At 35.2% G+C, this 26,963-nt stretch carries 24 protein-coding genes and 1 tRNA gene; 12 read left to right on the forward strand and 13 right to left on the reverse strand.

The window, feature by feature from the left end; genetic code table 11:
• Positions 1-49 precede the first annotated feature (49 nt).
• From dapB to R1X58_RS10340, 12 genes are all read right to left on the reverse strand, one after another.
• The gene (gene dapB / locus R1X58_RS10285; protein ID WP_240574927.1) at positions 50-754 is read right to left on the reverse strand and encodes a 4-hydroxy-tetrahydrodipicolinate reductase; all 705 of its coding nucleotides are present in this window, start codon (positions 752-754) and stop codon (positions 50-52) included.
• 2 nt (positions 755-756) lie between these two features.
• On the reverse strand, positions 757-1,371 hold the full coding sequence (locus tag R1X58_RS10290) for a DUF5683 domain-containing protein (protein ID WP_240574928.1): 615 nt from the start codon (positions 1,369-1,371) through the stop codon (positions 757-759).
• On the reverse strand, positions 1,361-2,269 hold the full coding sequence (locus R1X58_RS10295) for a ParB/RepB/Spo0J family partition protein (protein ID WP_240574929.1): 909 nt from the start codon (positions 2,267-2,269) through the stop codon (positions 1,361-1,363). The genes R1X58_RS10290 and R1X58_RS10295 overlap by 11 nt, the downstream gene beginning before the upstream one ends.
• A 3-nt stretch (positions 2,270-2,272) precedes the next feature.
• Positions 2,273-3,037: a ParA family protein gene (locus R1X58_RS10300; RefSeq protein WP_240574930.1), complete on the reverse strand. Its 765-nt coding sequence runs from the start codon at positions 3,035-3,037 to the stop codon at positions 2,273-2,275.
• A 119-nt stretch (positions 3,038-3,156) separates the two neighbouring features.
• Positions 3,157-5,277, reverse strand: a complete 2,121-nt coding sequence (scpA, locus tag R1X58_RS10305; protein ID WP_240574931.1) for a methylmalonyl-CoA mutase — start codon at positions 5,275-5,277, stop codon at positions 3,157-3,159.
• 3 nt (positions 5,278-5,280) lie between these two features.
• Complete coding sequence (locus tag R1X58_RS10310; RefSeq protein WP_240574932.1) at positions 5,281-5,868, reverse strand: hypothetical protein; 588 nt, start codon at positions 5,866-5,868, stop codon at positions 5,281-5,283.
• Position 5,869: 1 nt separating this feature from the next.
• Complete coding sequence (locus R1X58_RS10315) at positions 5,870-7,240, reverse strand: methylmalonyl-CoA mutase subunit beta (RefSeq protein WP_240574933.1); 1,371 nt, start codon at positions 7,238-7,240, stop codon at positions 5,870-5,872.
• On the reverse strand, positions 7,233-7,556 hold the full coding sequence (locus R1X58_RS10320) for an FtsB family cell division protein (protein ID WP_240574934.1): 324 nt from the start codon (positions 7,554-7,556) through the stop codon (positions 7,233-7,235). The genes R1X58_RS10315 and R1X58_RS10320 overlap by 8 nt, the downstream gene beginning before the upstream one ends.
• Before the next feature lie 2 nt (positions 7,557-7,558).
• The gene (udk, locus tag R1X58_RS10325) at positions 7,559-8,164 is read right to left on the reverse strand and encodes a uridine kinase (RefSeq protein WP_240574935.1); all 606 of its coding nucleotides are present in this window, start codon (positions 8,162-8,164) and stop codon (positions 7,559-7,561) included.
• A 67-nt stretch (positions 8,165-8,231) separates the two neighbouring features.
• The gene (locus R1X58_RS10330; protein ID WP_240574936.1) at positions 8,232-8,633 is read right to left on the reverse strand and encodes a c-type cytochrome; all 402 of its coding nucleotides are present in this window, start codon (positions 8,631-8,633) and stop codon (positions 8,232-8,234) included.
• Between the two features lie 9 nt (positions 8,634-8,642).
• On the reverse strand, positions 8,643-9,764 hold the full coding sequence (locus R1X58_RS10335; protein ID WP_240574937.1) for a PQQ-dependent sugar dehydrogenase: 1,122 nt from the start codon (positions 9,762-9,764) through the stop codon (positions 8,643-8,645).
• A 6-nt stretch (positions 9,765-9,770) separates the two neighbouring features.
• On the reverse strand, positions 9,771-12,056 hold the full coding sequence (locus R1X58_RS10340; protein ID WP_240574938.1) for a TonB-dependent receptor domain-containing protein: 2,286 nt from the start codon (positions 12,054-12,056) through the stop codon (positions 9,771-9,773).
• A 139-nt stretch (positions 12,057-12,195) separates the two neighbouring features.
• On the opposite strand from R1X58_RS10340, the gene R1X58_RS10345 reads away from it, so the two are divergent.
• From R1X58_RS10345 to R1X58_RS10400, 12 genes are all read left to right on the forward strand, one after another.
• Positions 12,196-12,270, forward strand: a tRNA-Pro gene (locus R1X58_RS10345).
• Between the two features lie 204 nt (positions 12,271-12,474).
• Positions 12,475-13,695, forward strand: a complete 1,221-nt coding sequence (locus R1X58_RS10350) for a site-specific integrase (protein WP_240575489.1) — start codon at positions 12,475-12,477, stop codon at positions 13,693-13,695.
• A 692-nt stretch (positions 13,696-14,387) separates the two neighbouring features.
• The gene (locus R1X58_RS10355) at positions 14,388-14,627 is read left to right on the forward strand and encodes a hypothetical protein (RefSeq protein WP_240575420.1); all 240 of its coding nucleotides are present in this window, start codon (positions 14,388-14,390) and stop codon (positions 14,625-14,627) included.
• A gap of 2 nt (positions 14,628-14,629) precedes the next feature.
• Entirely contained in the window at positions 14,630-16,957 is a 2,328-nt protein-coding gene (locus tag R1X58_RS10360) for a molybdopterin-dependent oxidoreductase (protein ID WP_240575422.1), read from the forward strand.
• The gene (locus R1X58_RS10365) at positions 16,954-17,646 is read left to right on the forward strand and encodes a nitrate reductase cytochrome c-type subunit (protein WP_240575424.1); all 693 of its coding nucleotides are present in this window, start codon (positions 16,954-16,956) and stop codon (positions 17,644-17,646) included. The genes R1X58_RS10360 and R1X58_RS10365 overlap by 4 nt, the downstream gene beginning before the upstream one ends.
• Positions 17,647-17,734: 88 nt before the next feature.
• Complete coding sequence (locus R1X58_RS10370; protein WP_317292971.1) at positions 17,735-18,262, forward strand: cytochrome c3 family protein; 528 nt, start codon at positions 17,735-17,737, stop codon at positions 18,260-18,262.
• 29 nt (positions 18,263-18,291) lie between these two features.
• Positions 18,292-19,419 (forward strand): 4Fe-4S dicluster domain-containing protein, encoded by a 1,128-nt coding sequence (locus tag R1X58_RS10375; protein ID WP_240575428.1) that lies wholly within the window; start codon positions 18,292-18,294, stop codon positions 19,417-19,419.
• Positions 19,420-19,464: 45 nt separating this feature from the next.
• Positions 19,465-20,691: a sulfate reduction electron transfer complex DsrMKJOP subunit DsrP gene (gene dsrP / locus R1X58_RS10380; protein WP_240575430.1), complete on the forward strand. Its 1,227-nt coding sequence runs from the start codon at positions 19,465-19,467 to the stop codon at positions 20,689-20,691.
• A 60-nt stretch (positions 20,692-20,751) separates the two neighbouring features.
• Positions 20,752-21,186: an RrF2 family transcriptional regulator gene (locus R1X58_RS10385; RefSeq protein WP_240575433.1), complete on the forward strand. Its 435-nt coding sequence runs from the start codon at positions 20,752-20,754 to the stop codon at positions 21,184-21,186.
• Positions 21,187-21,316: 130 nt separating this feature from the next.
• Entirely contained in the window at positions 21,317-23,563 is a 2,247-nt protein-coding gene (locus R1X58_RS10390) for a nitric-oxide reductase large subunit (RefSeq protein ID WP_240575435.1), read from the forward strand.
• 11 nt (positions 23,564-23,574) lie between these two features.
• Complete coding sequence (gene ric, locus R1X58_RS10395) at positions 23,575-24,297, forward strand: iron-sulfur cluster repair di-iron protein (protein ID WP_240575436.1); 723 nt, start codon at positions 23,575-23,577, stop codon at positions 24,295-24,297.
• A gap of 96 nt (positions 24,298-24,393) precedes the next feature.
• On the forward strand, positions 24,394-25,596 hold the full coding sequence (locus tag R1X58_RS10400; RefSeq protein ID WP_240575437.1) for a hypothetical protein: 1,203 nt from the start codon (positions 24,394-24,396) through the stop codon (positions 25,594-25,596).
• A gap of 121 nt (positions 25,597-25,717) precedes the next feature.
• On the opposite strand, the gene R1X58_RS10405 is transcribed toward R1X58_RS10400, so the two are convergent.
• Complete coding sequence (locus R1X58_RS10405; RefSeq protein ID WP_240575438.1) at positions 25,718-26,962, reverse strand: alginate export family protein; 1,245 nt, start codon at positions 26,960-26,962, stop codon at positions 25,718-25,720.
• Between the last annotated feature and the right edge of the window lies 1 nt (position 26,963).

Genomic DNA, 26,963 nt, shown 5'->3' on the forward strand with positions numbered 1-26,963 from the left:
ACGTCGTTAGTGTTTAAACTTACTTCAATTGTTACGTTATAAATCGGTATTAACCAATATTTAACACATCATTCATGTTAAAAACTCCTTGCTTACCAATAATCCACTCGGCAGCAATAACGGCTCCTAAAGCAAATCCTTGACGATTGTGAGCTGTATGTTCGATAGTGATGGTGTCTACTTCACTTTCATAATTGATAGTATGTGTACCCGGAACATCTTCAATACGTTTAGCCACGATAGGAAGACTTTTTTCAGCAGCTTCATCTAATTTCCATTTATCATAACCACTGTGGTTTTCAATAATACCTTCGGCTAGAGTAATCGCAGTACCACTTGGTGCATCTAATTTTTGCGTATGGTGAATTTCTTCCATTGTTACGTTATACTCTTTAAGGTTGTTCATCATTTTTGCCAATGTTTTGTTTAGCTCAAAAAAGATGTTAACCCCTAAACTAAAGTTAGATGCATAGATAAAACCACCGTTTTTTTCTTTACATAAGGCCACGGCTTTATCGTAATCCTGTAACCATCCAGTAGTTCCGGAAATAACCGGAACACCGTTGTTTAAACAGTTGGAAATGTTATTAAAAGCTACCGTTGGAATACTGAAATCTATAGCAACATCGGCTTGAGTAATATCGTAAGAATCATCATTCTTGTCTACTTTTAAAACAATTTCATGTCCGCGTTTAATAGCAATTTGTTCAATGGTTTTCCCCATTTTTCCGTAACCAAGTAAAGCTATCTTCATAATCAAAATTTAAAATTAAATGTTAGGCCGAGATTGCTTGTTGCATCAATCTCATTAAATCTGTAATGTGGTGCTAATGATAAATTTTCATCAATGTTATACTGCATTAAATGCGCATCAACATTAGCATCAATAATATTCAAGGCATAAATGCCCAGTGTCACTAAAAGTGAAATTTCCTTATTTTTTCTATAGAATTTTTGTCCGCGCTCTAAACCTTCGGTGGTTACACGTGGTGTGTCTAGTTTGTTGCCTTCCGAATCGAAATAAAATTCATCATTTTCAAATCCAGCTAAACGACTTTTGTAAGCATCTCGATAACGGTTGTATTCTTTATTATTGTTGATATAAAAATACACACCTGTTCCCAAGCCAACATATACTAAAGGAATTTTCCAGTAGCGTTTGTTGTAGGCCTGACCTAAACCAGGCAATACTGCCGAATAAAAGGCTGCCTTAGCTGGCGATAGGGGATTGAATTCCTGAGGCAATTGCACAAGAGTATCAACAATGACTTCTTTGGGAAGTTCGGGTTTTTTGTTGTTTTTTTCTTGCGCTGATACACACAAACTAAACAAAAGCGCTATTGCGCTTGTTATTAAAAGTTTATTTGGCACCCTTAACTAATTTTGTTATACGATTGAAATCTTCTTCTGAATGAAACGGAATGGTAATTTTACCTTTACCGTTTTTAGATACTTTAACGTCAATTTTATGACCAAAGTATTCAGAAAAAGCGCCAATGCCATCTTTTATGTAAGTAGGTACAGTTTCGGTTTGTTTTTTTGGAGCTGCCTCAACGTCTTTGGTTTCTCCGTAATTTCTAACTAGTTCTTCAGTATTTCTTACTGAAAGCTGATTGGATAGTATTTTTTCGTAAATATCTAACTGGGCACTTTGGTCTTCAATAGTAATTAAAGCACGACCGTGACCCATAGATATAAATCCGTCACGCATACCGGTTTGAATGATTGGGTCCAGTTTTAAAAGACGCAGGTAGTTAGCAATGGTAGAACGTTTTTTACCAACGCGCTCACTCATTTGTTCCTGTGTCAGGTTGATTTCGTCAATTAAACGTTGGTACGATAAGGCAATTTCGATAGGGTCTAAATCCTGACGTTGAATATTTTCAACAAGCGCCATCTCTAACGATTCCTGATCGTTGGCAATTCTAATATATGCCGGAATGGTTTCTAAACCAATAAGTTTAGAGGCTCTGTAACGACGCTCTCCCGAAACCAACTGGTATTGGTTAAAGCCTAATTTTCTAACCGTGATAGGCTGAATAATACCTAATTCCTTTACAGAAGAAGCTAATTCACGTAGCGATTCTTCACTAAAGTTTGTACGTGGCTGAAACGGGTTAACTTCTATAAAATCGATGTCTAATTCAACAATATTTCCAATCACTTTATCTGCACCCTTATCCTGTACCGATTGAATATCGTTATCTGGATCTTTTAAAAGTGCCGATAATCCTCTTCCTAAAGCTTGTTTTTTTGTTGCCTTAGCCATATGTTATGCATTTTTATTAATAATTTCTTTAGCTAAACTTAAGTAATTCGTTGCGCCTTTACTAGCCGCATCGTAATTAATTATGCTTTCGCCGTAACTTGGGGCTTCACTCAAACGTACATTACGTTGAATAATAGTTTGAAAAACCATATCGTTAAAGTGCTTCTGAACTTCTTCAACAACCTGATTCGACAGTCTTAAACGCGAATCGTACATGGTAAGTAATAAACCTTCGATGTCTAATTCTTTGTTGTGAATTTTTTGAACACTTTTAATTGTGTTTAACAGCTTTCCTAAACCTTCTAAAGCGAAGTACTCACACTGAATTGGAATAATTACAGAATCGGCAGCTGTTAGTGCGTTTAATGTAAGCAGACCTAATGAAGGCGCACAGTCAATAATGATGTAATCGTAATCATTTTTGATATCAACCAAGGCTTTTTTAAGCATATACTCCCTTTGCTCTTTATCAACAAGCTCAATTTCGATGGCCACAAGGTCGATGTGTGCAGGAATAATGTCAAGATTTGGCGTATCGGTTTTAATGATAGCTTCCTTAGGTGCATGCGAATGCTCTAAAAGTTGGTAGGTTCCAATCTCTACGCTTTCCACATCCATTCCAATTCCAGAAGTTGCATTTGCTTGAGGATCAGCATCAATAAGTAATACTTTTTTTTCTAAAACTCCAAGAGAAGCCGCTAAGTTGATCGATGTTGTTGTCTTACCAACACCTCCTTTTTGGTTAGCAATTGCAATTATTTTACCCATTAAATGATTTGGTTTTATTAGGGGTAAAAATACAACTATTATTTAGGAATAAAAACGGAATTTGTTAACAGTGATTCTTAATAAAAATTTTAAGAGGAATTTGTTAAAAAAAGTAACCGTTAGTCGATTAAAATTTCTAAAATTTTTATGGCAGCTTCACTTATTTTTGTGCCTGGTCCAAAAACAGCGACCACACCAGAATCGAATAAAAATTGATAGTCTTGTTTAGGAATGACACCGCCAACAATTACCATAATATCCTCACGGCCATAGTTTTTCAATTCTTCAATAACTTGTGGGACTAATGTTTTATGTCCGGCAGCTAAAGATGAAACACCGAGAATATGTACGTCATTTTCAACGGCTTGCTTTGCCACTTCCTGAGGCGTTTGAAACAGGGGGGCGATATCGACATCGAAGCCTAAATCGGCATAGGCAGTAGCGACAACTTTAGCCCCACGATCATGCCCGTCCTGGCCCATTTTTGCAATCATAATTCGAGGGCGTCTACCATCCTGTTTTGCAAAAACATCGGAAAGCTCTTTTGCTGTTTTAAATGTGTCGTCGTTTTTAATTTCTTTACTGTACACCCCTGAAAAAGATTTTATCTGAGCTTTATGTCTGCCAAAAACAGTTTCTAAAGCGGTCGTTATTTCACCTAAAGTAGCACGCTCACGGGCGGCTTCAATAGCTAAAGCTAATAAATTTCCTTGTCCTGTTCGAGCGCAATCGGTTAAATTTGAAAGTGTTTTATTAACTTTTTCTGAATTCCTTGTAGCCTTAATAATGTTTAAACGTTCGATCTGTGCATTTCTAACCGTTTGATTATCTACTTCAAGTGTTGAAATAGGGGCTTCCTGCTTTAATCTGTACTTGTTTACACCAATAATAATATCCTGGTTAGAATCTATTCGCGCTTGTTTTCTGGCCGCAGCTTCTTCAATTCGTATTTTAGGAATACCGGCTTCAATAGCTTTGGTCATACCACCTAAATTTTCAATTTCTTGAATTAAAGTCCATGCTTTCTCTGCGATATCGTTGGTGAGTTTTTCAATGTAAAAACTACCCGCCCATGGATCGACTGTTTTGGTGATTTTGGTTTCTTCTTGCAGAAATATTTGAGTGTTTCGTGCAATTCGAGCTGAGAAATCGGTTGGAAGGGCAATGGCTTCGTCCAAAGCATTAGTATGTAAACTTTGTGTGCCACCAAAAACCGCTGCAGCAGCTTCAATAGTGGTTCGTGCAATATTGTTGAACGGGTCTTGTTCGGTTAAACTCCAGCCGCTGGTTTGGCAGTGTGTTCTTAAATTTAAAGACTTTTCATTTTTAGGATTGAAGGGTTTTATCAGTTTAGCCCAAAGCATACGTGCAGCACGCATTTTGGCAATTTCCATAAAATGATTCATGCCAATTCCCCAGAAAAAGGAGAGGCGCGGTGCAAAATCATCGATATTTAAGCCGGCAGCCAATCCTGTTTTGATGTACTCTAAACCATCGGCAAGCGTGTAGGCTAGTTCAATATCGGCAGTTCCTCCAGCTTCCTGAATATGATATCCGGAAATGCTGATACTATTGAATTTCGGTAAATGTTTACTGGTGTATTCAAAAATATCCGAAATGATTTTCATCGAAGGTTCTGGAGGGTAAATGTAGGTGTTACGTACCATAAACTCTTTTAGAATATCATTTTGAATGGTTCCGGATAGCTGATTTTGTTTAGCACCTTGTTCTTCGGCGGCCACAATATAGAACGCCATAATGGGTAATACAGCACCGTTCATGGTCATGGAAACACTCATTTTTTCGAGTGGAATGTCATCGAATAAGCGTTTCATGTCTTCAACAGTGTCTATAGCGACGCCTGCTTTACCTATATCGCCAACCACACGATCGTGATCGGAATCGTAACCACGGTGGGTTGCTAAATCGAAGGCGACCGATAATCCTTTTTGTCCGGCAGCTAAGTTACGTTTGTAAAACGCATTGCTGTCTTCAGCCGTTGAAAAACCTGCATATTGCCGAATAGTCCATGGTTTTTTAACATACATGGTGGTATATGGACCACGTAGGTTAGGGGTGATGCCAGCAGCAAAATTCAGATGTTCTAAATCTTCAATATCATCTTTTGAATAATTTGAATTTACAGCAATCCCTTCTGCAGTCTCAAATATTTGATATTCGGACTTTGGATTTTGGTTTACTGATTTAATGTTGATATGTTGAAGATTTTTTCTAGACATGAATTATTGTGGAGTCTTGTTTAAATTGAAAAGGTTGGCGTAAAACAAATCGAAAGCCACATAAGTTGCTAAATATTTATCTCCTAAAATGCTTCGGTAACTAGACATTAGTGGTGCTCCATATAATTTAGGACTCATGCTATTGGTCGAGATTAATGCATTTAACGTTGTTTTTAAACTTTCTTCATGAATGTTTGTCGTAACACATTGCATTAAAGGACCATTATAATTTAAATGACTGTTAGGGTTTTCGGGATCCCATAAATCGGTTTCATTTTTCAACGCTTCAAAAATTTTCAAAGTATGTTCTGAAGCGATATCTAAGTAGCTAACGCGTTTTGCATTGGCATCTCTTAAAAACTGATAATACGCCTGTGTTAATGTAGTGTTTGGTTTGTCTTTACCGTAAAAAGCAACAATATCGTCTTCAAAAGCATATAATGCTTCTTTGTATAGTTTAGAATCTAAACCTTGGCAAGTAATAGTTTCAGGCTTTTCTGTATATTGAAAGTCTGTGAAAGTTGTGCCTTTTTTACAACCGTAAAGTGTGATAATTAATAAAAAAGCAAAAAAATAAATATTAGATTTCATTTTAATTTTCATTGTTTAAGCGTTTTTGTTCTAAAGATTCTGCTAATCGTTTTTCTATAATGGGTTCGATTAAAGTTTTCCTGTAATGGGTTTTAACAAACGGATATAATTCCAGTTCCTTTTTCATTTTGTCTTCCGGGTTAGGATATTTATTAGACCCAACCAGAATATCTTTGTTATTATCAAATTGTTCTTGCTCTTTTTGAGCACTTTCTTTTATTTTTCGTTGAATGGTTCCAACTTTCAACTGTTTTAAAAAACCGCCATTTACTTCAATGTCTTTGAAAAGAGCCAAAGCTTTTTCTGCTAATTGATTGGTTAAAGACTCCATGTAATACGCACCATCAGCAGGATTGTTGACTTTGTCGAAATAACTTTCGTGTTTTAAAATGAGCAATTGATTTCTAGCAATGCGTTCGCTGAAACTATTGGATTTATGAAAAACGGAATCGTAAGGTAGATTACAAATGGTGTTAGCTCCACCAAGAATGCTACTCATACACTCAGTGGTAGAACGTATAATGTTGGTGTTATAATCGTAAACGGTTTTGTTGCGTTTAGAGGGTGTTGCCAAAATATGACATTCCGAATTTACCTGGTATTCTGAAGCTAATGTCTCCCAAAGTAAGCGTAAAGCGCGGAGTTTTGCAATTTCAAAAAAGTAATTGCTTCCAACGGCGATATTAAAGATAACTTTGGTTTGTTGTTTAGATTCCGAAGTTAATTCTTCATCAAGTATGTTTAAGTATTCATTGGCATGTGCCAAGGCGTAAGCCAATTGCTGTACCATATTGGCTCCAGCATTTTGATAAAGTGTAGCATTAATGCTAAAGGAATTGGTTTGCTTAGCTATAGACTTAAATTGGTCTATATCTGAATTCATATTGTTAAACCAATTGCCTGTTTTGGCCAGTTTTCCAATAATATCGGTATGAATGAAACTTTTTTTATCTGAAACGGCATTAAAAAGTTGTTTTACAAAATTGGAATTAAAAAAATGCAATTCAAAATGCAAAAGGACTTTTTCGGAGTCTATATCGGTTAGTAAAGCATCAATGGAAATATCGTGATTAGGGATGATAAATTTAATGCTTTCAGCACCCTGATGTATTGATTTTAAGGCTTTTTTGTTGGCTTTTTCAGCGTCGTAAACAAAGACTGTATCACAAATGCGCCATGCGGTTGCTTGCGTGTTTGAAGTTTGGGAAATATCTTTTAAATCATCGGCATTGTAAAATGGTTTTACCGAAATATCTTCGTTTGAATGCCAGACAAGAGTTTGATAATCCGCGCCATTTAGCTCGAATTGAATTTTTTGTTTCCATTGTTTGGTAGAAACGTCATCAAATTCGCTAAATAGTCCTTTAGTCATTAGATTTTGTTTTAATGCTGTCTTCGTACTCGATAATATAAATTTCTTCGCTGTCGCGTTTCATGTAATATTCTTCGCGTGCAAATTTTTCTATACCTTCTTCGGTACTAAGTTTTTTAAGTGCTTTTTTATCTTTTTCTATTTCTTTTAAATAGTATTCTTTTTCGGCTTCTAAATCATTGATGTCTGAATTTAATTCATTGTGTATAAGCCATGAATTGGCATCGAAAAACAGCATCCAAACTACAAAAAGTGTGATGATGAGAACGAATATGTTTTTAAAGGGTTTAAATATTTTATGCTTAAAAAAGGCCATGTTTAAAGTCGGTTGTTAATAATGGTGCGCACAATATCTACGGCAACAGTATTGTATTTGTTATTTGGGATGATGATATCTGCAAATTCTTTCATGGGCTCTATAAACTGATCGTGCATAGGTTTTAAGGTGGTTTGGTAACGACTTAAAACTTCATCTAAATCACGGCCTCTTTCTGAAATATCACGTTTTAAACGACGTATTAAACGTTCGTCTGAATCGGCATGAACAAATATTTTAATATCGCACATGTTTCGAATTTCGGGACTGGTTAATATTAAAATACCCTCAACAATCATAACCTTTCTTGGGTGGGTTAAAACAGTATCTCCCGTGCGGTTATGTTTAACAAAAGAATATACAGGCTGGTGTATTGGTTTATCGTCTTTTAGATCCTTAAGGTGGCTTTCTAAAAGGTCGAAATCTATCGATCTTGGATGATCGAAATTTATTTTAACACGCTCTTCATAGCTTAAATGCGTCGTGTCCTGATAATATGAGTCCTGAGAAATTACACCTATTTCTCCTTCCGGAAGCTCGTTAAGTATTTGGTTTACTACCGTGGTTTTACCACAGCCTGTACCACCTGCAATTCCTATAATAAGCATGTGTAATTATGTTTGATTAGCCTGTTACAAATTTAAATAAATGTAAAACATTTAATCGAGAATGCTCTTATTTTTTGATTTTCTCTACTACTTCCTTGGTTATCATTTTTTTATTCTTGTTACCCCATGAATTGTTTATATAGTTCATAACATCGGCAACCTCGGAATCCGATAAGCCTAATGGTGCCATGACATTTTTATAGACGATACCATTGACTTTTAATTCTCCGTTTGTACCATATTTAACAGCTCTTATACTGACTTCTTGATTTTTAATCAGAAAATCTGATTTTGCTAAAGGTGGATACACATTTTTTACACCTTCACCATTTGGCAAATGGCAGTTCATACAAAAATCAGCGTAGATTTCACTACCTCGTTTAATGCTTTCTTCTAGGGGTGTAGTTTGTTGTAAATTTATGGTAATAGATGACGCTGCAATAACTAGACTTAGTAGGATGAATTTCATAAGATTATTTTAGTTTGTTGGAATAATTTTATAGATGCCTTTGCCTTCTACGCTAAGATAGATATAACCATCAGGGGCTTGACGTACATCTCTAACACGACCAATAGATTCGAATAATTTTTCACGTTTAATAACTTTGTTGTTTTCAAGAATCAAACGCTCTAAATATTGAAATTTTAAAGAACCGACAAGTAAGTTGCCTTGCCAGTTTGGGTATTTATCTGAATTTACAAACGTCATTCCGCTAGGAGCAATTGAAGGAACCCAGTAAAAAAGCGGTTGTTCCATACCTTCTTTTTCTGTGATGTCTGTAAATGTGGTACCGCTATAATTGATGCCGTAAGATATTACAGGCCATCCATAATTTTTGCCTTTTCCAATAATATTGATTTCATCACCTCCCTGTGGGCCATGTTCATGGGTCCAGATATCTCCAGTTTCTGGATGTTTGGTCATACCTTGAGGGTTTCTATGTCCGTAACTGTAAATGGCAGTTTTGGCGCCAGGCGTATTTACAAAAGGATTATCCGAAGGAATACTTCCATCATCATTTAATCTGTAAATTTTGCCACCATCTCTGGTGATATCCTGTGGATTTACATCACGTTGTCCGCGTTCGCCAGCAGAGAAGTAAAGATAGCCTTCATTATCAAATTCAATTCGTGAACCAAAATGTTGCCCTTTGGTAGTGTTTGGAACAGCTTTGTAAAGTTGTTGCTGATTTGAAAGCGAGGTTTCGTTTATTTTAGCTCTCATAATAGCTGTGTTTCCACCTTCGCCTTCACCTTCAGAAGATGCATACGAAAAGTAAATCCAACCGTTATTTATATAATCAGGATGCAACTTAATATCCATAAATCCACCCTGTCCACGCACATAAATTTCAGGTAGACCATCGATAGTGGTTTTGGTGCCATTTTTAAAATGAATTAGCTCACCGGCCTTTTCGGTTATAAGCATGCTTCCATCTGGTAGAAATGCCATGCCCCATGCGATATTTAAATCGGGAACTACAAGTTCGGTTGTATAGCTAATATGCTCTGGTGATTCTGCTTTAATTTCAGATTCTACCTGCTGGGCGCAGGAAGTATAAACTATAAAAAGGGTTACTAATGTGTAAATTGGTTTCATTGTATGTTAGTTTATGTTGCAGGTGATATTAAAGCCTGTATAGTAATTTATAGGGTTTCCAGGGTAATAATATCTGGGTTGTGAGCCGTTAAACCCCATCGCATTTATCAGAATTTGAGAGGCATAGGCTTTATCAAATATATTATTTATACCTAAAAACACATTGATATTTAAAGTTTTATTAAGGTTTTTTAGCCAGCCCATTTTAAAATTTGTCAAATTATAAGAATCGGTGTACAAGGTGTTGTCATCGGTAATAGGTATGCTTCCGACGTTTTGGAAATGGAGGTTCCCATAAATACCGAAAGGGGTGTTGAAGTCTAACCCCAAGTTGAAAATATGGCCGGGAACACCTGTTAAATCATTTCCTGAATAATCATTATCACCATCTATAAAATCTTTAAACTTATAGCGGTTTAGAGTATAGCTAAAAATGGTGTTTAGTTTGTAGTTTTTGAGCTTAAACCATTGGAAACGACTATCTAATTCAAAACCATCATGTCGTGTTTTTCCAGCGTTTAAGCCTATGTATTCGTCATTGCCCGTGCGTTTAGCAACCAGTAAATTTGAAACATTTAATCTATATACAGATAAATTACATTGAAGACGATTATTAAAAAAAATAGATCGCGACCCGATTTCAAAATTCCAGCCGGTTTCAGGTTTTATATTTGTATTGATTAAACCATCTGGTAATAAAGTCTCGGTTGTTGTTGGAGGTGAAAATCCATGGCTGATATTAGAATACAGGCTGCTGTTTTTAGAAATACTATGCGTTAATCCCAAGGTAGGAGAAAGGACACTTTTAAAGGTGTATGAACCCGATTGGTCCGGATTTGAATCATTATTATAATAGTCCTTGAGTTTATAATTGGTCTTGTTAAAATTTAATCCTAATGAGACTCCTGTTTTATTAGAAATACTGTAATCCGTTTCAAAAAAGGCGTTGACATAATAGCGTTTTTCTTTAAAATTAGAAAGTAAGTTGCCTTGAACACTTCCTGTACCTGATGTAGTATCCTGATATAGATTTTCGAAAGTTTTCCAATTGTAGAAATCATTGAAAAATTCTATGCCAAACGTCCATTTAAATTCAGTGGATTCTTTTAAAATTCTGCTTCTAAAGCCAAGGGCAGATAGGTTTTCGGAAAGGATATTAAAAGGTCTGGGTTCGTAGGCATTTTTAAATGAAGAAAACACACTGGTTTTTTGTGAAATGGTGTTACTATATTGATGGTGCCAGGATAACCCAAGCAAACTACGTCTGGTATCTTCATATCCTTTAGATTGTTCCCAGGTAAAAGCAGCCGACTCAGGTGTGTTTAAATAAGTTTGTTCATCTACAGAACTTGGTATGTAGCCTTTGAAATCAACAAAACTACCTAAGAATGAAATTTCGTCCCTTTCATTAAAATAATGATTGGCGTTAAGGGTAATGGTTTTTCGGTTATATGAGCTATTGTTTCTATATCCATCGTTTCGGGTGTGACTAAAAACTGTATTGATGTTCGTTTTTTTAGTAGAACTACTTAATTCAATAACATCTTTAAATAACCCGAAAGAACCAATTGTAGTTGTATTTTGAATGTTAGTTTGATTAAATCCGGCTGTTTTAGGAATTAACTTAATGAAACCTCCTAATCCTGCGCCATATATACTGGATCGTGACCCTTTAATAATTTCAATTCTTGCCAGAGAACTCAGTTCAAAATCTTCAATAGTTGTTTCTCCATTTCCTGTAGTTAACGGAATATCTTTAAAATAAGCTCTTATTTTACTCGTGCCGTATAAATTTCTGGAACCAATTCCTCTAATGGTAATTCGATTGGTATTTAAAGCGCCGTTTTGCATAAACACTCCAGAGACCTGATTTAGCACCGGAGCTAAATCAATTGTATTGTTTTGTTCAATGCTTTGTGTGGTTATAATTTGAGATGAGGTATAAGAAGTGTTTTGTGTTTTAGCTATTTGATTGCTGCTTATCATCACTTCATGTAATTCATTAGGATTTATTTGAAGTTGTATTATTGGATGATTTTCCAGAATGTTTTCAATTTTATCTTTATATCCCAGTTTATGAAACGTATAAGTACCTAAATTGTATATTTCAAAATGTCCCAGATTGTTAGAGTAGATGGTATCATTAGTGTTTTTTAGAATAATGGAAACATGCGAAAGCGGGGTGTTTGTATCTTGATCGATTACTTTTCCGCTAATTTTTGATTGAGAAAAAACGGTTAAGCTAAAAAATATTAAAAAAAATAAAAGACAGATGATTTTTGTAAACTTCAAGTTTAAAGGATGTTAGTTGGTTTAAAGCTAAATTAGTTAAAAATTGAACTAAGAAATAATTAAATATTTTAATGAAAAGGGTTGTGTATTTAATATAAAGAAGTATATTTGCACCCCGTAATGAGATAACCATTATACTCGGGGTGTAGCGTAGCCCGGTTATCGCGCCTGCTTTGGGAGCAGGAGGTCGCAGGTTCGAATCCTGCCACCCCGACTAGATCAGAGATCAATAAGTAATAAAACCTTGGTAATTTTATGATTATCAAGGTTTTGACGTTTTTAGGGGTTCATATTATTTGAATTCATTTAAATAAAAATGTGACCTATTCGGTTACCACATTTAAAAACGTCGAAAAAGGTAACCGAGCAATTTGATTTGGCTTTTGTTTCTAATGTTCAATTTTAAAAACAAAAGTGTATGAAAACAACACAAACTTTCAGTGTTCTGTTTTGGCTGAAACAATCCAGTATCAAAAACGGAAAAGCACCCCTTTATGCTCGTATTACCGTAAATGGCAAACGAGCCGAACTGTCCTTAAAACGAAAAGTCCTTATTTCGGAATGGGATTCTAATAAAAGCCGATTAAAAGGCTTAGGTGATGAAGCTAAATTAATCAATGAATTTCTAAGGCAAGTTAATGTCGATCTCTTCGAGATCTATCAAAATTTAAAAAGAGAAGGTAAACTCATTAGTTCTAGTATCATTAAATCACAATACTTGGGGGAAAATGATTCTCGTCAGGCACTAACGGATATTATTGATTATCATAAGATCCATATGAAGTCCACTTTAAGATGGGGAACCCAAAAGAACTACTTCACAACCCACAAATACATCTTTAAGTTCTTAAAGTTGAAGTATGCTACAACTGATATGTATCTATCTGAGTTAAATTATCAGTTTATAATCGATTTTGAGCGGTTTTTAAAGGTTCAGGAGAATATGAGCAACAATACTGTTATGAAACATATCGAACGCTTGAGAAAACTCGTAAGTTTAGCCTTTAAAATGGAATGGATTGATAAAGATCCTTTTATAAAGTTTGAAGCCAAATATGATAAAAAGGAGCGTTGCTTTTTAACAGCCGAAGAATTGGAAGCTATAGAAAATAAGTCTTTTGATATAACCAGACTTCAGCAGATAAAGGATTTATTTGTGTTCGCCTGCTATACAGGTTTGTCCTATGGAGATGTGATGCAATTAACGCCTAACGATTTGTGTTTAGGGATTGATGGCAAGCTTTGGATTCATTCGAAAAGAGAGAAAACGAATGTTCCTATTAAAATACCTTTACTACAAAAGGCTTTAGAACTTATAGAAAAATATGAAACTTATCCTGAATCTGTCTCAAACCAAACAATTTTTCCAGGTATATCCAATCAGAAATTGAATTCTTATTTAAAAGAGATTGCCGATGTATGTCGAATCAAGAAGAATTTAACCTTTCATGTGGCCAGACATACCTTTGCCACAACGGTAACGCTTTCAAACGGTGTGCCGATTGAAACGGTGTCAAAATTATTAGGTCACACAAAATTATCAACGACTCAGATTTATGCAAGAGTAGTGGAGAGTAAGATTAGTGAAGATATGGGAAGTCTACATCAAAAGCTGGAAAAGCGAACAGCTGAGATTTAGAAATTGCCTCAAACAATATTTTTTTAGCCTTAGAATGAATTTCCTTTCAATGCGCTTCTCGAAAGGTCACGGGAGTGTATTGAAAGGAAATTTTTTTTATATAAAATTCATCTCTATAAATTAAAAAAAAGCATGCTTATGAAAATAAAGAAGAGTTATTAATCAATACATAAATAAGCTCATAAAACTCATTTTTTAGTAAAAAATTCGTTGATTTTACTGGGCTGAGCGCATTTTTTACGAAAAAATGAGAGACTATAAAACAAAGCAAATTTTAAAATCTTAGTATTTATAGGGCTTCTGAGAGGAATGAAAACCGTAACATCGCTTTAGCGTGTTACCCTCTTGCTTTACCCCCTTAGTTTTACAATCACGCTTATATAGAGAATTTTTTAGATTAAATATATGATGAGGTTTATTCTTTTAATTTTCTAAATACCCGTTTTAAAACTCTCGATTAAAATTACTGAAAATAAATGTGTTTTATGGTAAATCAAAGGTTGCCTTATAACTAAATTGTCTAAAATGGATTAGTAATTACTTCACATATTTTTGTCTAAGTTTATATGTGTTTTATTTAAAGAGTTGATTTATATTTATTTATATTGATTGTAAATTGAAAATAGATGATGAAAATTAATTTTTTTAGATTAAATTAGAGGACTTTTATGTCCTATTTAAATAGATGCATTATGCCAATTAAAAGTTACCTCGCTCATCCGCACCAAGGAAAAAAACAAGAGCTAGTTCATGCACTTAGTTCTATTAGTAGTTGCGAAGTCATTCCTGCTGAAAATAATGATTTGGTAATCGTAGTTACTGAAACAAATAACAATACCGAAGACGATATATTAAAAGAAAAAATCGAGGCCATTGAAAGCTTAAAGCTTTTAGCAATGGTTTCAGGATTCGATACACCTAAAAGTAATTAAGTATGTATACCTCCTTAACCAACCGACGTGAATTTATAAAAAAAATGGCCGTTATGTCGGCTATGACGGCTGCAGCCACTATGTTTCCAGGGATTTTATTTGCGGAAGAACAAGAAAGGAATCTTCCTGAAAATGCAAATTTAGATTGGAAAAAGGCACCCTGTAGATTTTGCGGTGTAGGTTGTGGTGTTTTAATTGGTATTGATAACGGCAAAGCAGTTGCGGTAAAAGGAGACCCTAAATCTCCTGTTAACAAAGGCTTGTGTTGTGTTAAAGGCTACCATTCTGTGATATCTATTTATGGTAAAGATCGATTAACAAAACCCTTGATTAAGAAAAATGGGAAGTATGTAGAAACCTCTATGAAAGAAGCACTTGATTTAATTGCTTCTAAAATGAAAGAGACTATAAGTAACCATGGAAAAGATGCAGTATCTATTTACGGTTCGGGACAGTGGACTATTCCTGATGGATATGTAGCCTCTAAGCTATTTAAAGGGTGTATTGGTACAAATAATGTAGAAGCTAATGCGCGCTTGTGTATGGCGAGTGCGGTTACCGGGTTTATGACTTCTTTTGGTATTGATGAGCCCATGGGCTGCTATGATGATATAGATCATGCTGATGTTTTTGTGCTTTGGGGTAATAATATGGCAGAAATGCATCCGGTATTATTCTCTAGGTTGTTAGATCAGCGATTAAAACGCGGAGTTAAGATTATCGATTTTGCAACGCGTACAACGCGTACCAGTATGGCGGCAGATAGGTCTATTATTTTTCAGCCACAAACAGATTTAGCAGTGGCTAATGCGATTTGCTATGAAATTATTAATAATGGCTGGGTGAATAAGTCTTTTGTTGAAAAGCATTGTAATTTTAAAAAGGGACTTACCAATATGGGCTATGGCTTAGAAGATCATTACAGCTTTGACGATAAGCCAGAGGGAATCACTTTTGAAGCCTTTAAAACTTTTTTACAAGATTATACGCCTGAAAAAGTAGCAAAAATTTCAGGGGTTTCAGCTAAAGATATAAAATACATGGCTTCTTATTATGGAGATCCTAATAAGAAAGTTATGTCTCTGTGGTGTATGGGAATGAATCAGCATACCAGAGGGACTTGGATTAATAACTTAGTTTATAATATCCATTTACTTACAGGGAAAATTTCAGAACCGGGTAATAGTCCGTTTTCGTTAACAGGACAACCCAGTGCCTGCGGTACAGTTCGAGAAGTTGGGACGCTAACACACAAATTACCTCACGGCGTTGTAACAAATAAAGAACATAGAGAGTTTGCCGCAAAAATTTGGGATGTTCCAGCAGAAAATATTCCAGCAAAACCATCTTACCATACCGTAGAGATGTTTCGTGCTTTAGATAGGGGAGATATTAAGTTTATGTGGATTCAGGTAACGAATCCTATGGTGACTATGCCAAAACTGAAGCGTTATCGCGATGCTTGTGAAAAAGAAGGTCGATTTATTGTGGTTTCAGATATTTACCCAACACCAACAACCGATATTGCAGATGTAATTTTGCCTTCTGCCATGTGGATAGAACGGGAGGGGATGTATGGAAATTCGGAGCGTCGTACTCAATATTTTGAAAAAATGATAGAACCTTCAGGTGAAGCTATGAGTGATACCTGGCAAATTGTTGAGGTGGCTAAACGTTTAGGTTACGAAAAACAATTCTATTATAATGAAGATACTCATATAGAAGAAATTTACAATGAGTATAGAAGGCATCATGAAGGTAATAAGCACGCTATGGCGCCTTTAGAAATTTTAAAAGCCGAACCTGGAGCACAATGGCCTTATGTGAATGGGAAATCTACAAAATGGCGATTTAATGCCGATTACGATCCGGCTTGTAGTAATGGTGAGCAATTTCATTTTTATGGAAACCCGGATGGAAAGGCTATTATATGGCAACGACCATACGAACCGGCTCCTGAAATTCCTGATGATGATTACCCGTTCTGGTTATGCACCGGACGTGTTGTAGAGCATTGGCATACAGGATCTATGACGAGAAGAATTCCAGTGTTGCATAAAGCCATGCCACATGCGTATGTGGAGTTGAATCCGGAGCAAGCCAAAGAAATGCAGATACAAACGGGTGATCGAATTAAATTAACGACGCGACGCGGTGAAATTATTTTACCAGCATCGGTTAATGAGCGTGGCGTTCCGGAGCGCAATCAGGTATTTGTGCCTTTCTTTGATGAAAATATGTTAATAAACGATGTAACACTCGATGCTTTTTGTCCGATTTCAAAGCAACCCGATTATAAAAAATGTGCCGTTAAAGTAGAAAAAGTATGAAGCGAATAGGTATAATATCTTTGTTTCTAATATTATTTCTGGCATTTGTTGCGGTCTGGAATATTAGTTATCGTGAAGGGCAGGAGGAAGCTTACATTCCAATTGAAAATGAAAATCCAATGCCAATAATCCCTTCAGAGATTGGGGTTTTTGAGCGTTCAAAATTTGCTTTAGATTACGTCAATATGCCAGTCGATGAAAATCATCAGCGTACATTAGAAACATATTATAACAACAGAGCATTTCACGGTGCACCACCCAGTATTCCGCATCCGGTGGCCAGTGAGCGTGGTATGGGTGAAAATATCTGTTTAAAATGCCATCAAAATGGAGGTTTTGTCGATAAATTTAATGCTTATGCTCCAGTAACGCCACATCCTGAAATGGTGAATTGTCGTCAATGTCATGTAGCGCAGGTAACAGAATCTTTGTTTGAAGAAACTAATTTTCATAAAATAAAAGCTCCCGAAGTGGGTGTAAATAATGCTTTAGATGGTAGTCCTCCAGTTATTCCGCATCAAATTCAAATGCATGAAAATTGTCTGGCTTGTCATGCAGGGCCAGCAGCTCCAAAAGAGATTCGTGTTACACATCCAGAACGTGTAAATTGCAGACAATGTCATGTGCCTAATAATAAAGAAACGAGAGATATTGGGGAATTTAAAAGAATAAGTAATTATGATGAGTAGTAGCCTTTTTGTAAATAGAAGCTTATGTCTTATTGTTTTTTGCATGGTGTTTTTTTCATGTAAACATGAAGATAAATACCATGGTGTTATGGAGAAAATTGAGGCTGAAGGAGAGCATTATCATGGAGTATCTTTATCATCAGAGAACTATTTGGAAGGGGTAGATACGATTCGGATTTCAGAAGGTGGACATACCTTCTTAATACCAGAAAGAAAAAATCAGATTAAATTATATGCTTGTACCGAATGTCATTCAAAACCATTGGCAGAGATGCAAGAAGGCGATATTAAAAAGGCGCATTGGGATATTAAGATAGTACATGCAAACGAGAAAGCTATGAATTGTGTAACATGTCATAATCCGTCCAATATGGATGAGTTGCGCAGTGTAACAGGAATGAGCATCGATTTTGATAATAGTTATAATCTATGTAGCCAGTGCCATTCAAAACAATTTGAAGATTGGAAAGGCGGAGCGCATGGTAAACGAATTGGAGGCTGGGCACCACCACGAGCATCTATGACGTGTGTGAATTGTCATAATCCGCATCAGCCACATTTTGAAAGTAGATGGCCGGCGCGTTTCAATACACAAAAAGTAAAAGAAAGAGAGTAGCTGCATTAGAAGTTTAAAATAGTTAAGGTATGAGTAGAAGTAACAAAAAATGGTTTTCATTAAATCTGGGCAGAAAACAAAATGATGATTCGGGTACTTGCGGTTGCGGTAAAACCTCGGGTGGTTGTGGTTCTCATTCAAATGATGCAGAAATGTCTGAAGAAGAATTTTATCATGCTGCCGTGAATGCTTCTATTGGAGATGAAAGAGAAAAGGATGGATTTGATCAGGTTTTCGATGTAAAAATGGATCGCCGTACCGCTTTTAGAAAGTTGGCAGCAAGTTTATTGATTGGGGCAGGAGCTGTTAATACCTCCTGTAGTATGTTAAGTAGCGATGAAAGTAAAGAAAAAGCACAAATTGATTGGGAGGAGCAGTTTAAAGGGAATTATAAATTAATGACCGATGATGAGAAAAAGAATACTGTAGATAGATTGGTGCGTTCTTATCAACTGCGTACAGGAAAAACAATTAGTATGTCTTCTAAAAATGCTGAAGAAGATGTATTGTTTGGGTACGCCTTTAATATTTCTAAATGTCAGGGGTATATGGATTGCGTGAGCGCCTGTGTAAAAGAAAATAATCAAGATAGAAATTCTCAAATGCAATATATCCGTATTCATGAAATGAAAGACGGAGAAGGATTAAAATTTGATGAAGCTGATGATAACTATTATCATGAAGTTCCGGCTGAAGGTCATTTTTATTTGGGAACGCAGTGTTTTCATTGCGATAATCCGCCTTGTGTTGAGGTATGTCCTGTACAAGCCACCTGGCGAGAAGATGATGGTTTAGTGGTTGTCGATTACGACTGGTGTGTGGGGTGTCGTTATTGTATGGCTGCTTGCCCGTATGATGGTCGCCGATTTAATTGGAGTAAACCCGAAGTGCCAGAAGAAGAGGTAAATCATAATCAGCATTATTTAGGAAATAGAATGCGTAAAAAAGGGGTAATGGAAAAATGTACCTTTTGTGTGCAGCGCTCAAGAGAAGGAAAAAATCCAGCTTGTGTAGAGGCCTGTCCAACGGGCGCCCGCATATTTGGGAATTTATTAGATCCTAATAGTACCATTCGATGGGTGCTTGAAAATAAAAAAGTATTCAGACTAAAAGAAGATTTGGGTACCGAACCTAAGTTCTGGTATTTTATGGATTAATTAAAAATGAAGGAAATCCGCAAATGACTAAAATATAATTGAAAAATGAAACAATTAAAGGTCTTTAGAAGTTTAGTAAAAGATAGCTTTGATGTTGTAACACATGGCACTGTTAAGTATCATATCTGGATGGGATTCTTAACGTTTATGATGCTTGTTGGCATGTATTGCTATTCCATACAACTTAATGAAGGGTTAAGTGTTACAGGAATGACAGACCGCGTAAGTTGGGGTTTGTATATTTCTAATTTCACTTTTTTGGTTGGTGTGGCAGCAGCGGCTGTTATGTTGGTAATGCCAACATATGTTTTACACGATGTCGATTTTAAACAAGCGGTTCTTATAGGAGAGGGATTGGCTGTGGCCGCCTTAATTATGTGTTTAGCATTTGTAATAGCTGATATGGGAGGACCTTCGGTGCTTTGGCATATGATACCGGGTCTCGGGGTTTTTAATTTTCCTAATTCTATGCTTACATGGGATGTTATTGTGTTAAATGGTTATTTATTTTTAAATATCACTATTCCTTTTTATATTTTATTCAGACATTATCAGGGTAAAGAAGCGAAGTCTAAGGTGTATGTTCCAGGGGCTATTTTATCGGTTTTTTGGGCTGTAGGAATACATTTGGTAACGGCCTTTTTGTATCAAGGACTACAAGCGCGTCCTTTTTGGAACAATGCCTTGTTAGGACCTCGGTTTTTAGCATCGGCCTTTGCTGCGGGACCAGCATTAATTATTCTTGTTTTAGCCATCATTAGAAATTTTACAGCGTTTAAAATTCAAGATAAAACGTTGAAGAAGATTGCAATGGTTGTGACTGTGGCTGCTCAGATAAATCTTATTATGCTAATTTCAGAGTTGTTCAAAGAATTTTATGCGCCAACGCATCATAGCGAGAGTGCTTATTATTTGTTTTTTGGATTACACGGAAAAGATGCTTTATTGCCATGGATCTGGACAGCTATACCATTAAATGTATTAGCAACCGTATTGCTAACGTTTCATAAGCTACGTAATAATCCTAAAATCTTATATTTTTCGTGTTTTATCTTGTTTGTAGCTATATGGGTGGAAAAAGGTTTCGGATTAATAGTTCCAGGATTTATCCCGGGACCCTATGGTAAGATTGCAGAATACACTCCTACAGGTGTAGAAATAGGTGTAACCCTTGGTATTTGGGCATTAGGCGCATTTGTCTTCACGGTATTAGCTAAAACAGCTATTGGAATCGAGTTGGGTGAACTTCGTTTTAAAAATAACAAAAATTAATTAAGATATTTTTGTCTTAATTAAAACATCTTAATTATATTTGCACCATAAATTTAATATATGTTTTCAAAAGCTTGCGAATACGGTATTAGGGCATCTATTTTTATAGCACTTAATTCTTTTGACGATAGGAGGGTGACTCCTAAGGAAATTGCTGTAGAAATTGATTCACCAGCTGCATTTACAGCTAAGATTTTACAGGCTTTGGTGAGAAATAATATTGTAAATTCTGTAAAAGGGGCTTATGGAGGTTTTGAAATTGATAAACGTCGAATTAAAGAAATCAAATTAAGTGATATTGTCGATGCTATTGACGGAGATAGTATCTATAAGGGGTGTGGACTAGGTTTACATGCTTGTGACGAAAATCGTCCTTGTCCAATGCATGATAAATTTAAAGTGGTTAGAGATGAACTTAAAACAATGTTAGAATCAACAAATTTAGAAGATTTGGCTTTAGATATTAAACAAGGAGATACCTTTTTACGACGTTAAAAAATTTGTTTTCAATTAGGATAAAAATATCTTAATTAAACTGAGTTTTTGTTTAATATAAATATGAAAAAAATTTTAATATAAAATAGGATAAAATTGTCCGAAATAAAATTAATCAAACAAATCATTCATGAAAAAAGAGAGAAAATTATGGTTGCTATTTGCTGCAGTTATTATCAGTTCATTTAGCGTATTAGGTTATTATGGATTTGAAATTTACCAACAATCACCGCCAATTCCTAAATCCATCATATCTATAAATGGTGACATTATTTTTACAGAGTCTGAAATTAAGGATGGTCAGAATATTTGGCAGAGTATTGGAGGACAGGAAGTTGGTTCTGTTTGGGGACATGGTGCTTATGTTGCACCAGATTGGACAGCAGATTGGTTACACAGAGAAGCGACTTATATTTTAAATATTTATGCCAAGGAGAATTTCGGAACAAATTATGATGATGTAACCAAAGAAGAACAAGCTGCTTTAAAAGTAAGATTACAAAACGATTTAAGAACTAACACCTACAATGAAGCAGCTAACACCATTACCATTTCAGAGAACAGGGTAGAAGCTATAAATTATTTAAGCGATTATTATAAAGGATTATTCACTAACGATCCTAAATTCGATAAACTTCGTGCTGATTATGCTATTCCTGTAAACACCATTAAGGATGAAGCTAAAATGCATAAAATGAATGCCTTTTTCTTTTGGGCAACATGGGCAACGGTAACCGAGCGTCCAAACAGTAATGTTAGTTACACGCACAATTGGCCTGCCGATGATTTGGTAGGGAATGAACCTACCATGGATTTGATGGTTTGGTCTGGTGTTAGTATTATTTTATTGATATTATGTATTGGAATACTGGTGTTTTATCATGTAAAATCTGGTGAAGATGAAACATTACCACCACCAGCCAAAGATCCATTATTGAAACAAGGCATGACCCCAAGTATGCATCTGGTTAAAAAATATTTCTGGGTTGTTACTCTATTAATGGTGTTGCAAATGCTTTTAGGTATTGTAACTGCACATTACGGTGTTGAAGGCGATGGATTTTATGGTTTTGCCTTAGACAAAATATTACCATATTCCGTTACTCGAACCTGGCACACACAACTGGCTATTTTCTGGATTGCAACCGCTTGGTTAGCTACAGGATTGTATATTGCTCCGGCGGTTTCAGGAAAAGATCCAAAGTTTCAGAAATTTGGAGTTAATTTCTTATTTATTGCGCTTTTAATTATTGTTTTAGGGTCTATGGCCGGACAATGGTTAGGGGTGATGCAAAAGTTAAATCTCGTTAATAATTTCTGGTTTGGACATCAAGGTTATGAATATGTTGATCTTGGAAGATTTTGGCAAATATTCCTATTAATTGGCTTGTTCTTATGGCTGGCTTTAATGGTAAGACCGTTACTCCCAGTTCTAAAACGTAAAACGGAAGAAAAGAACTTAATTATCATGTTCTTGGTATCTTGTAGTGCCATTGCTCTTTTTTATGCTTCGGGGTTAATGTGGGGAAGACACACCAATTTGGCCATCGCAGAATACTGGAGATGGTGGGTTGTTCACCTGTGGGTGGAAGGCTTCTTTGAAGTATTTGCAACCGTTGTTATCGCATTTTTATTTGTTCGTTTAGGATTATTAAAAACCAAAACAGCAACTTTAAATGTATTGTTGGCAACCATTATTTTCATGTCGGGAGGTATTTTAGGAACATTCCATCATCTGTATTTTACAGGAACTCCAAAAGCTGTCATGGCTTTAGGCGCTACATTTAGTGCTTTAGAAGTGGTTCCGTTAACCTTAATTGGCTATGAAGCTTATCACAATTACAAGTTATCAAAAGCTACAAAATGGTTAGAAGATTATAAATGGCCTATTTATTTTATGATTGCCGTTGCCTTTTGGAATTTTTTAGGAGCTGGAATCTTTGGGTTCATCATCAATCCACCAATTGCACTATACTATGTACAAGGTTTAAATACTACACCATTACATGGACATACCGCTTTATTCGGAGTTTACGGTATGCTTGGGATTGGTTTAATGCTTTTTGTATTACGAAGTTTATACAGGAATGTAAACTGGAATAATAAATTATTAAAAATTACATTTTGGTCATTAAACTTAGGACTATTAGGAATGGCTTTATTAAGCTTACTACCTATGGGTATTTGGCAGGCTGTTGAAAGTATTGAACACGGTATGTGGTATGCGCGTTCATCAGAATTATTGCAAGACCCGACCATGATTACATTAAAATGGTTAAGAACCATTGGCGATGTCATTTTCGCAGTAGGTATCGTTACAACCTGTTGGTTTGTATTCGATTTAACTTTAAAAAATAAAATAACAAAGAATAATTAATAGAAGATATTATGAGTACGATAACACAAAAACAAGTTGGAGAATTTGTTGCAGAAGATTTTAGAACAGCAGCAGTTTTTACGCAATACGGCATCGATTTTTGCTGTAGAGGAAATAGAACACTGGAAGATGTATGTGAAAAAAATGGAATTGAAACTAGTGAATTGGTGGATCGTTTGGAGCAGGTTTTAAACACACAGGGCAATCAAACTATCGATTATAAATCATGGCCTTTAGATTTACTTGTAGATTATATTGAAAAAAAACATCACCGATACGTAGAAGAAAAAATACCCATTTTAAAACAGTTTTTAGATAAGCTATGTCGAGTGCACGGTGAAAGACATCCTGAACTTTTTGAAGTAAACGAGTTGTTTACAGCTTCGGCAGGAGAGTTGGCCCAGCATATGAAAAAGGAAGAGTTGGTATTGTTTCCCTTTGTTAAAAAATTAGTAAAGGCAGAGTTATCGAATACCGAGGTAGAAGCTCCTGGGTTTGGAACCGTTAAAAATCCAATTGCTATGATGATGCAAGAACACGACAATGAAGGCGTACGATTTAGAAAAATTGCTGAAATTACAGATGATTACACGCCACCAGCCGATGCCTGTAATACCTATCGCGTAACATTTGCGATGCTTCAGGAATTTGAAGAAGACTTGCATTTACATATTCATTTAGAGAACAATATTTTATTTCCAGCAGCAGAAAAACTGGAAAGTAGATTTTGTTAGTATTAATCTTTAATTAATTCGTTGCACAGAAATCCTATGTTGTTTGTCTTGATACAGTATAGGATTTCTTAATTTTAAGACTGTTAAAGAATTTGTATGCCCAAAAAACTGATTATTGTTTGCTTGATAAACTTCCTAATTGCCGCCTTAATGGGGTTGGTGCTTAGATATTCCTTTTTAGAGTCCGTCGGATTAAATTACCGATTCTTAACACATGCCCATTCTCATGTGGCCATGTTAGGTTGGGTGTATTTAATGTTGTATGCTTTCATTGTTCATTATTTTATTCCCGATAAAAAACCCGTTTATAATAAATTATTTTGGGTGACCGAAATTGCAGTTATAGGGATGATGCTTAGTTTTCCATTCCAAGGATATGCAGTTATTTCCATAACGTTTTCAACCTTGCATATTTTTTGTTCATATTATTTTGTGTATTTGGTATGGAAGCATCATAAAATAGTCTCTAAAGCTGTTGGTTTAATGTTGAAAGCCTCTTTATTGTTTATGCTGATATCAACAATAGGTGTATGGTGTTTAGGGCCAGCTGTGGGGATTTTAGGTCAGGCTTCGGCGTTTTACCAGATTGCCATTCAGTTTTTTTTGCACTTTCAATTTAACGGGTGGTTTTTAATTGCAGTTTTAGCTTTGTTATTTTATTTAGTTAGAATTGAAGATTCTATACTATTTCAAAACTTTTTTAAATTATTGATTATATCAACAATACTTACTTTTGCCTTACCTGTGCAATGGTTTGCTCCGCATCCGATTTTAATTTATATAAATATATTAGGGGTTCTACTTCAATTACTAACCCTGTATTTGTTTATAAAACTGATAAAATTCAAGATGAAAAAAGCCTTAAAGGGACAATCTAAACTCATTGTCACGCTGTATTATTTTAGCGTCTTTTGTTTTGCACTGAAAATTCTTTTCCAAGGAGTAACGCTGAATCCTGAATTTTCCGAAGTTGTTTTCATGCATCGTAACTTTGTTATTGGTTTTATTCATTTAGTGATGCTGGGAGTGATCACAGGTTTTCTTTTTGCGTTTCTTTATAGTAATCAGAAACCCTCAGCGTCATTAAAATTAGGTCTGTATAGTTTTCTTTCAGGATTTGTACTGACTGAAATAATTTTATTAATTCAAGGTGTTAGGTTTTACCTTGGTATAGGGGTAATTTCAAACTATTATTTATTATTATTTTTGTTTAGTGGCTTATTACCTTTAGGTATTCTTTTCATTCTAATACATTATATTAAGCTAATACATTATATTAAGTCTACGGCAGTAAATTAAAATCTTTAAGTTGGTTAGATTATAGGTTGTTTAAAAATATGTTTAAATAGAAAATAAACGTTATAAATGACTTTAAAATAACATTGGTGAAGGGTTAATATTATAGTTAATTACTGAAAATTTAATTTTTGAATAGGGTAGGTTTTATGGTTATCATAAACCAAGCCCAGTTATTAGTAGCATTATTATTACCTCCCTTTAGGATTGACATCGTATTAGTAGCAAATAACTGTGAGTATCCAAACTGAAAATTAACATTCTTAATCCAATTATAAGTGAAAACCAAATCCAATTCTGTACCTAAAGATTGGTTCATTTCATTTCCAGAGTCATCAAACACTTTGGCAGCAGCAGAAAAAATATGAGGCATAAGTTTACCACTGAATTTATTTTTATGAAAAAATAAACAGGCATTTATATCTGTCAAACCAACAGAATTTATATGATTTCCAACATAAAAATAGTCCATTAAACCATTAAATTTATGATTGGTTCCATACCAAGGATTGAATGAGCTTATTTTTGAAGCATTAGAATTGTTGTTTGTTCCTGAAAGATATTCAAAACCTATTGCCAGATTAAAATGATTTGTAAAATCATAATATACATTTGCAGCAATATTGTATGCGCTTAAATGAGAGCTAGCAATTTTACCAGTTTGCAAGTATGCGGAAGCATCAGTACCAAATGAATCTTTATTATAAGTTAGTCTGGCTCCTATGGTTTGGTTATAACTTATTTTTTGCTCAAGATTATCAGTGTAATTAAGTCCTTGGTTTAAAAATAATAAACTTATACTTGTGTTTTTAAGTTGATTATGATACCATAAATATTGAAAGTTTTTATAATTGTTTACTTCATAATTTGTTTTAAACAGACTTTCTTCCTCAGAACTTAATGCGAATCCAAAATCTAAATGTCCGTTATTAGTTCCTTTAAAAGATGCTATAAGGGCATCATGACTTCTGGCTTGTTGTGCCCAGTCCACATTTCCAAAAATCCTTTGGTCATCATAAACAATTTCTTGCCTCCCTAATTTTAAAAAAAAGTTAGATGTCAGGTAGAGTTTAGCCCAGGCTTCATGAACAGCTGTTCCGTTCTTGTCAGAAGCAGATAAGGTAGCAATGTCTCCCCAAACCCTTATGTTTTGGAGGGCAGCAAAGGCCTGAATTTTTTCAGAAGTAAATTTTAAATTTAAACGTGTTCGTTGGGATATAAAATTTGCAGCTTCAGCATCGTTTGGAATTAACGTTTTATAGCCATGCCTATATTCATAACGAGGTCTTAATTCTGCCGAAATTTCAAATTCCTGAGCGTAACAGGTCATTACAACTCCTGTAAATAGAATTGCTATAAAGTTTTTCATT

Source organism: Aestuariibaculum lutulentum, assembly GCF_032926325.1.
Taxonomy (GTDB): domain Bacteria; phylum Bacteroidota; class Bacteroidia; order Flavobacteriales; family Flavobacteriaceae; genus Aestuariibaculum; species Aestuariibaculum lutulentum.

Excerpts from the sequence above, each read along its gene's own strand:
- dapB (WP_240574927.1), bottom strand. The coding sequence starts at position 754 with ATGAAGATAGCTTTACTTGGTTACGGAAAAATGGGGAAAACCATTGAA.
- R1X58_RS10295 (WP_240574929.1), bottom strand. The coding sequence starts at position 2,269 with ATGGCTAAGGCAACAAAAAAACAAGCTTTAGGAAGAGGATTATCGGCA.
- R1X58_RS10300 (WP_240574930.1), bottom strand. The coding sequence starts at position 3,037 with ATGGGTAAAATAATTGCAATTGCTAACCAAAAAGGAGGTGTTGGTAAG.
- scpA (WP_240574931.1), bottom strand. The coding sequence starts at position 5,277 with ATGTCTAGAAAAAATCTTCAACATATCAACATTAAATCAGTAAACCAA.
- R1X58_RS10310 (WP_240574932.1), bottom strand. The coding sequence starts at position 5,868 with ATGAAATCTAATATTTATTTTTTTGCTTTTTTATTAATTATCACACTT.
- R1X58_RS10315 (WP_240574933.1), bottom strand. The coding sequence starts at position 7,240 with ATGACTAAAGGACTATTTAGCGAATTTGATGACGTTTCTACCAAACAA.
- R1X58_RS10320 (WP_240574934.1), bottom strand. The coding sequence starts at position 7,556 with ATGGCCTTTTTTAAGCATAAAATATTTAAACCCTTTAAAAACATATTC.
- udk (WP_240574935.1), bottom strand. The coding sequence starts at position 8,164 with ATGCTTATTATAGGAATTGCAGGTGGTACAGGCTGTGGTAAAACCACG.
- R1X58_RS10330 (WP_240574936.1), bottom strand. The coding sequence starts at position 8,633 with ATGAAATTCATCCTACTAAGTCTAGTTATTGCAGCGTCATCTATTACC.
- R1X58_RS10335 (WP_240574937.1), bottom strand. The coding sequence starts at position 9,764 with ATGAAACCAATTTACACATTAGTAACCCTTTTTATAGTTTATACTTCC.
- R1X58_RS10350 (WP_240575489.1), top strand. The coding sequence starts at position 12,475 with ATGAAAACAACACAAACTTTCAGTGTTCTGTTTTGGCTGAAACAATCC.
- R1X58_RS10355 (WP_240575420.1), top strand. The coding sequence starts at position 14,388 with ATGCCAATTAAAAGTTACCTCGCTCATCCGCACCAAGGAAAAAAACAA.
- R1X58_RS10360 (WP_240575422.1), top strand. The coding sequence starts at position 14,630 with ATGTATACCTCCTTAACCAACCGACGTGAATTTATAAAAAAAATGGCC.
- R1X58_RS10365 (WP_240575424.1), top strand. The coding sequence starts at position 16,954 with ATGAAGCGAATAGGTATAATATCTTTGTTTCTAATATTATTTCTGGCA.
- R1X58_RS10370 (WP_317292971.1), top strand. The coding sequence starts at position 17,735 with ATGGAGAAAATTGAGGCTGAAGGAGAGCATTATCATGGAGTATCTTTA.
- R1X58_RS10375 (WP_240575428.1), top strand. The coding sequence starts at position 18,292 with ATGAGTAGAAGTAACAAAAAATGGTTTTCATTAAATCTGGGCAGAAAA.
- dsrP (WP_240575430.1), top strand. The coding sequence starts at position 19,465 with ATGAAACAATTAAAGGTCTTTAGAAGTTTAGTAAAAGATAGCTTTGAT.
- R1X58_RS10385 (WP_240575433.1), top strand. The coding sequence starts at position 20,752 with ATGTTTTCAAAAGCTTGCGAATACGGTATTAGGGCATCTATTTTTATA.
- R1X58_RS10390 (WP_240575435.1), top strand. The coding sequence starts at position 21,317 with ATGAAAAAAGAGAGAAAATTATGGTTGCTATTTGCTGCAGTTATTATC.
- ric (WP_240575436.1), top strand. The coding sequence starts at position 23,575 with ATGAGTACGATAACACAAAAACAAGTTGGAGAATTTGTTGCAGAAGAT.
- R1X58_RS10400 (WP_240575437.1), top strand. The coding sequence starts at position 24,394 with ATGCCCAAAAAACTGATTATTGTTTGCTTGATAAACTTCCTAATTGCC.
- R1X58_RS10405 (WP_240575438.1), bottom strand. The coding sequence starts at position 26,962 with ATGAAAAACTTTATAGCAATTCTATTTACAGGAGTTGTAATGACCTGT.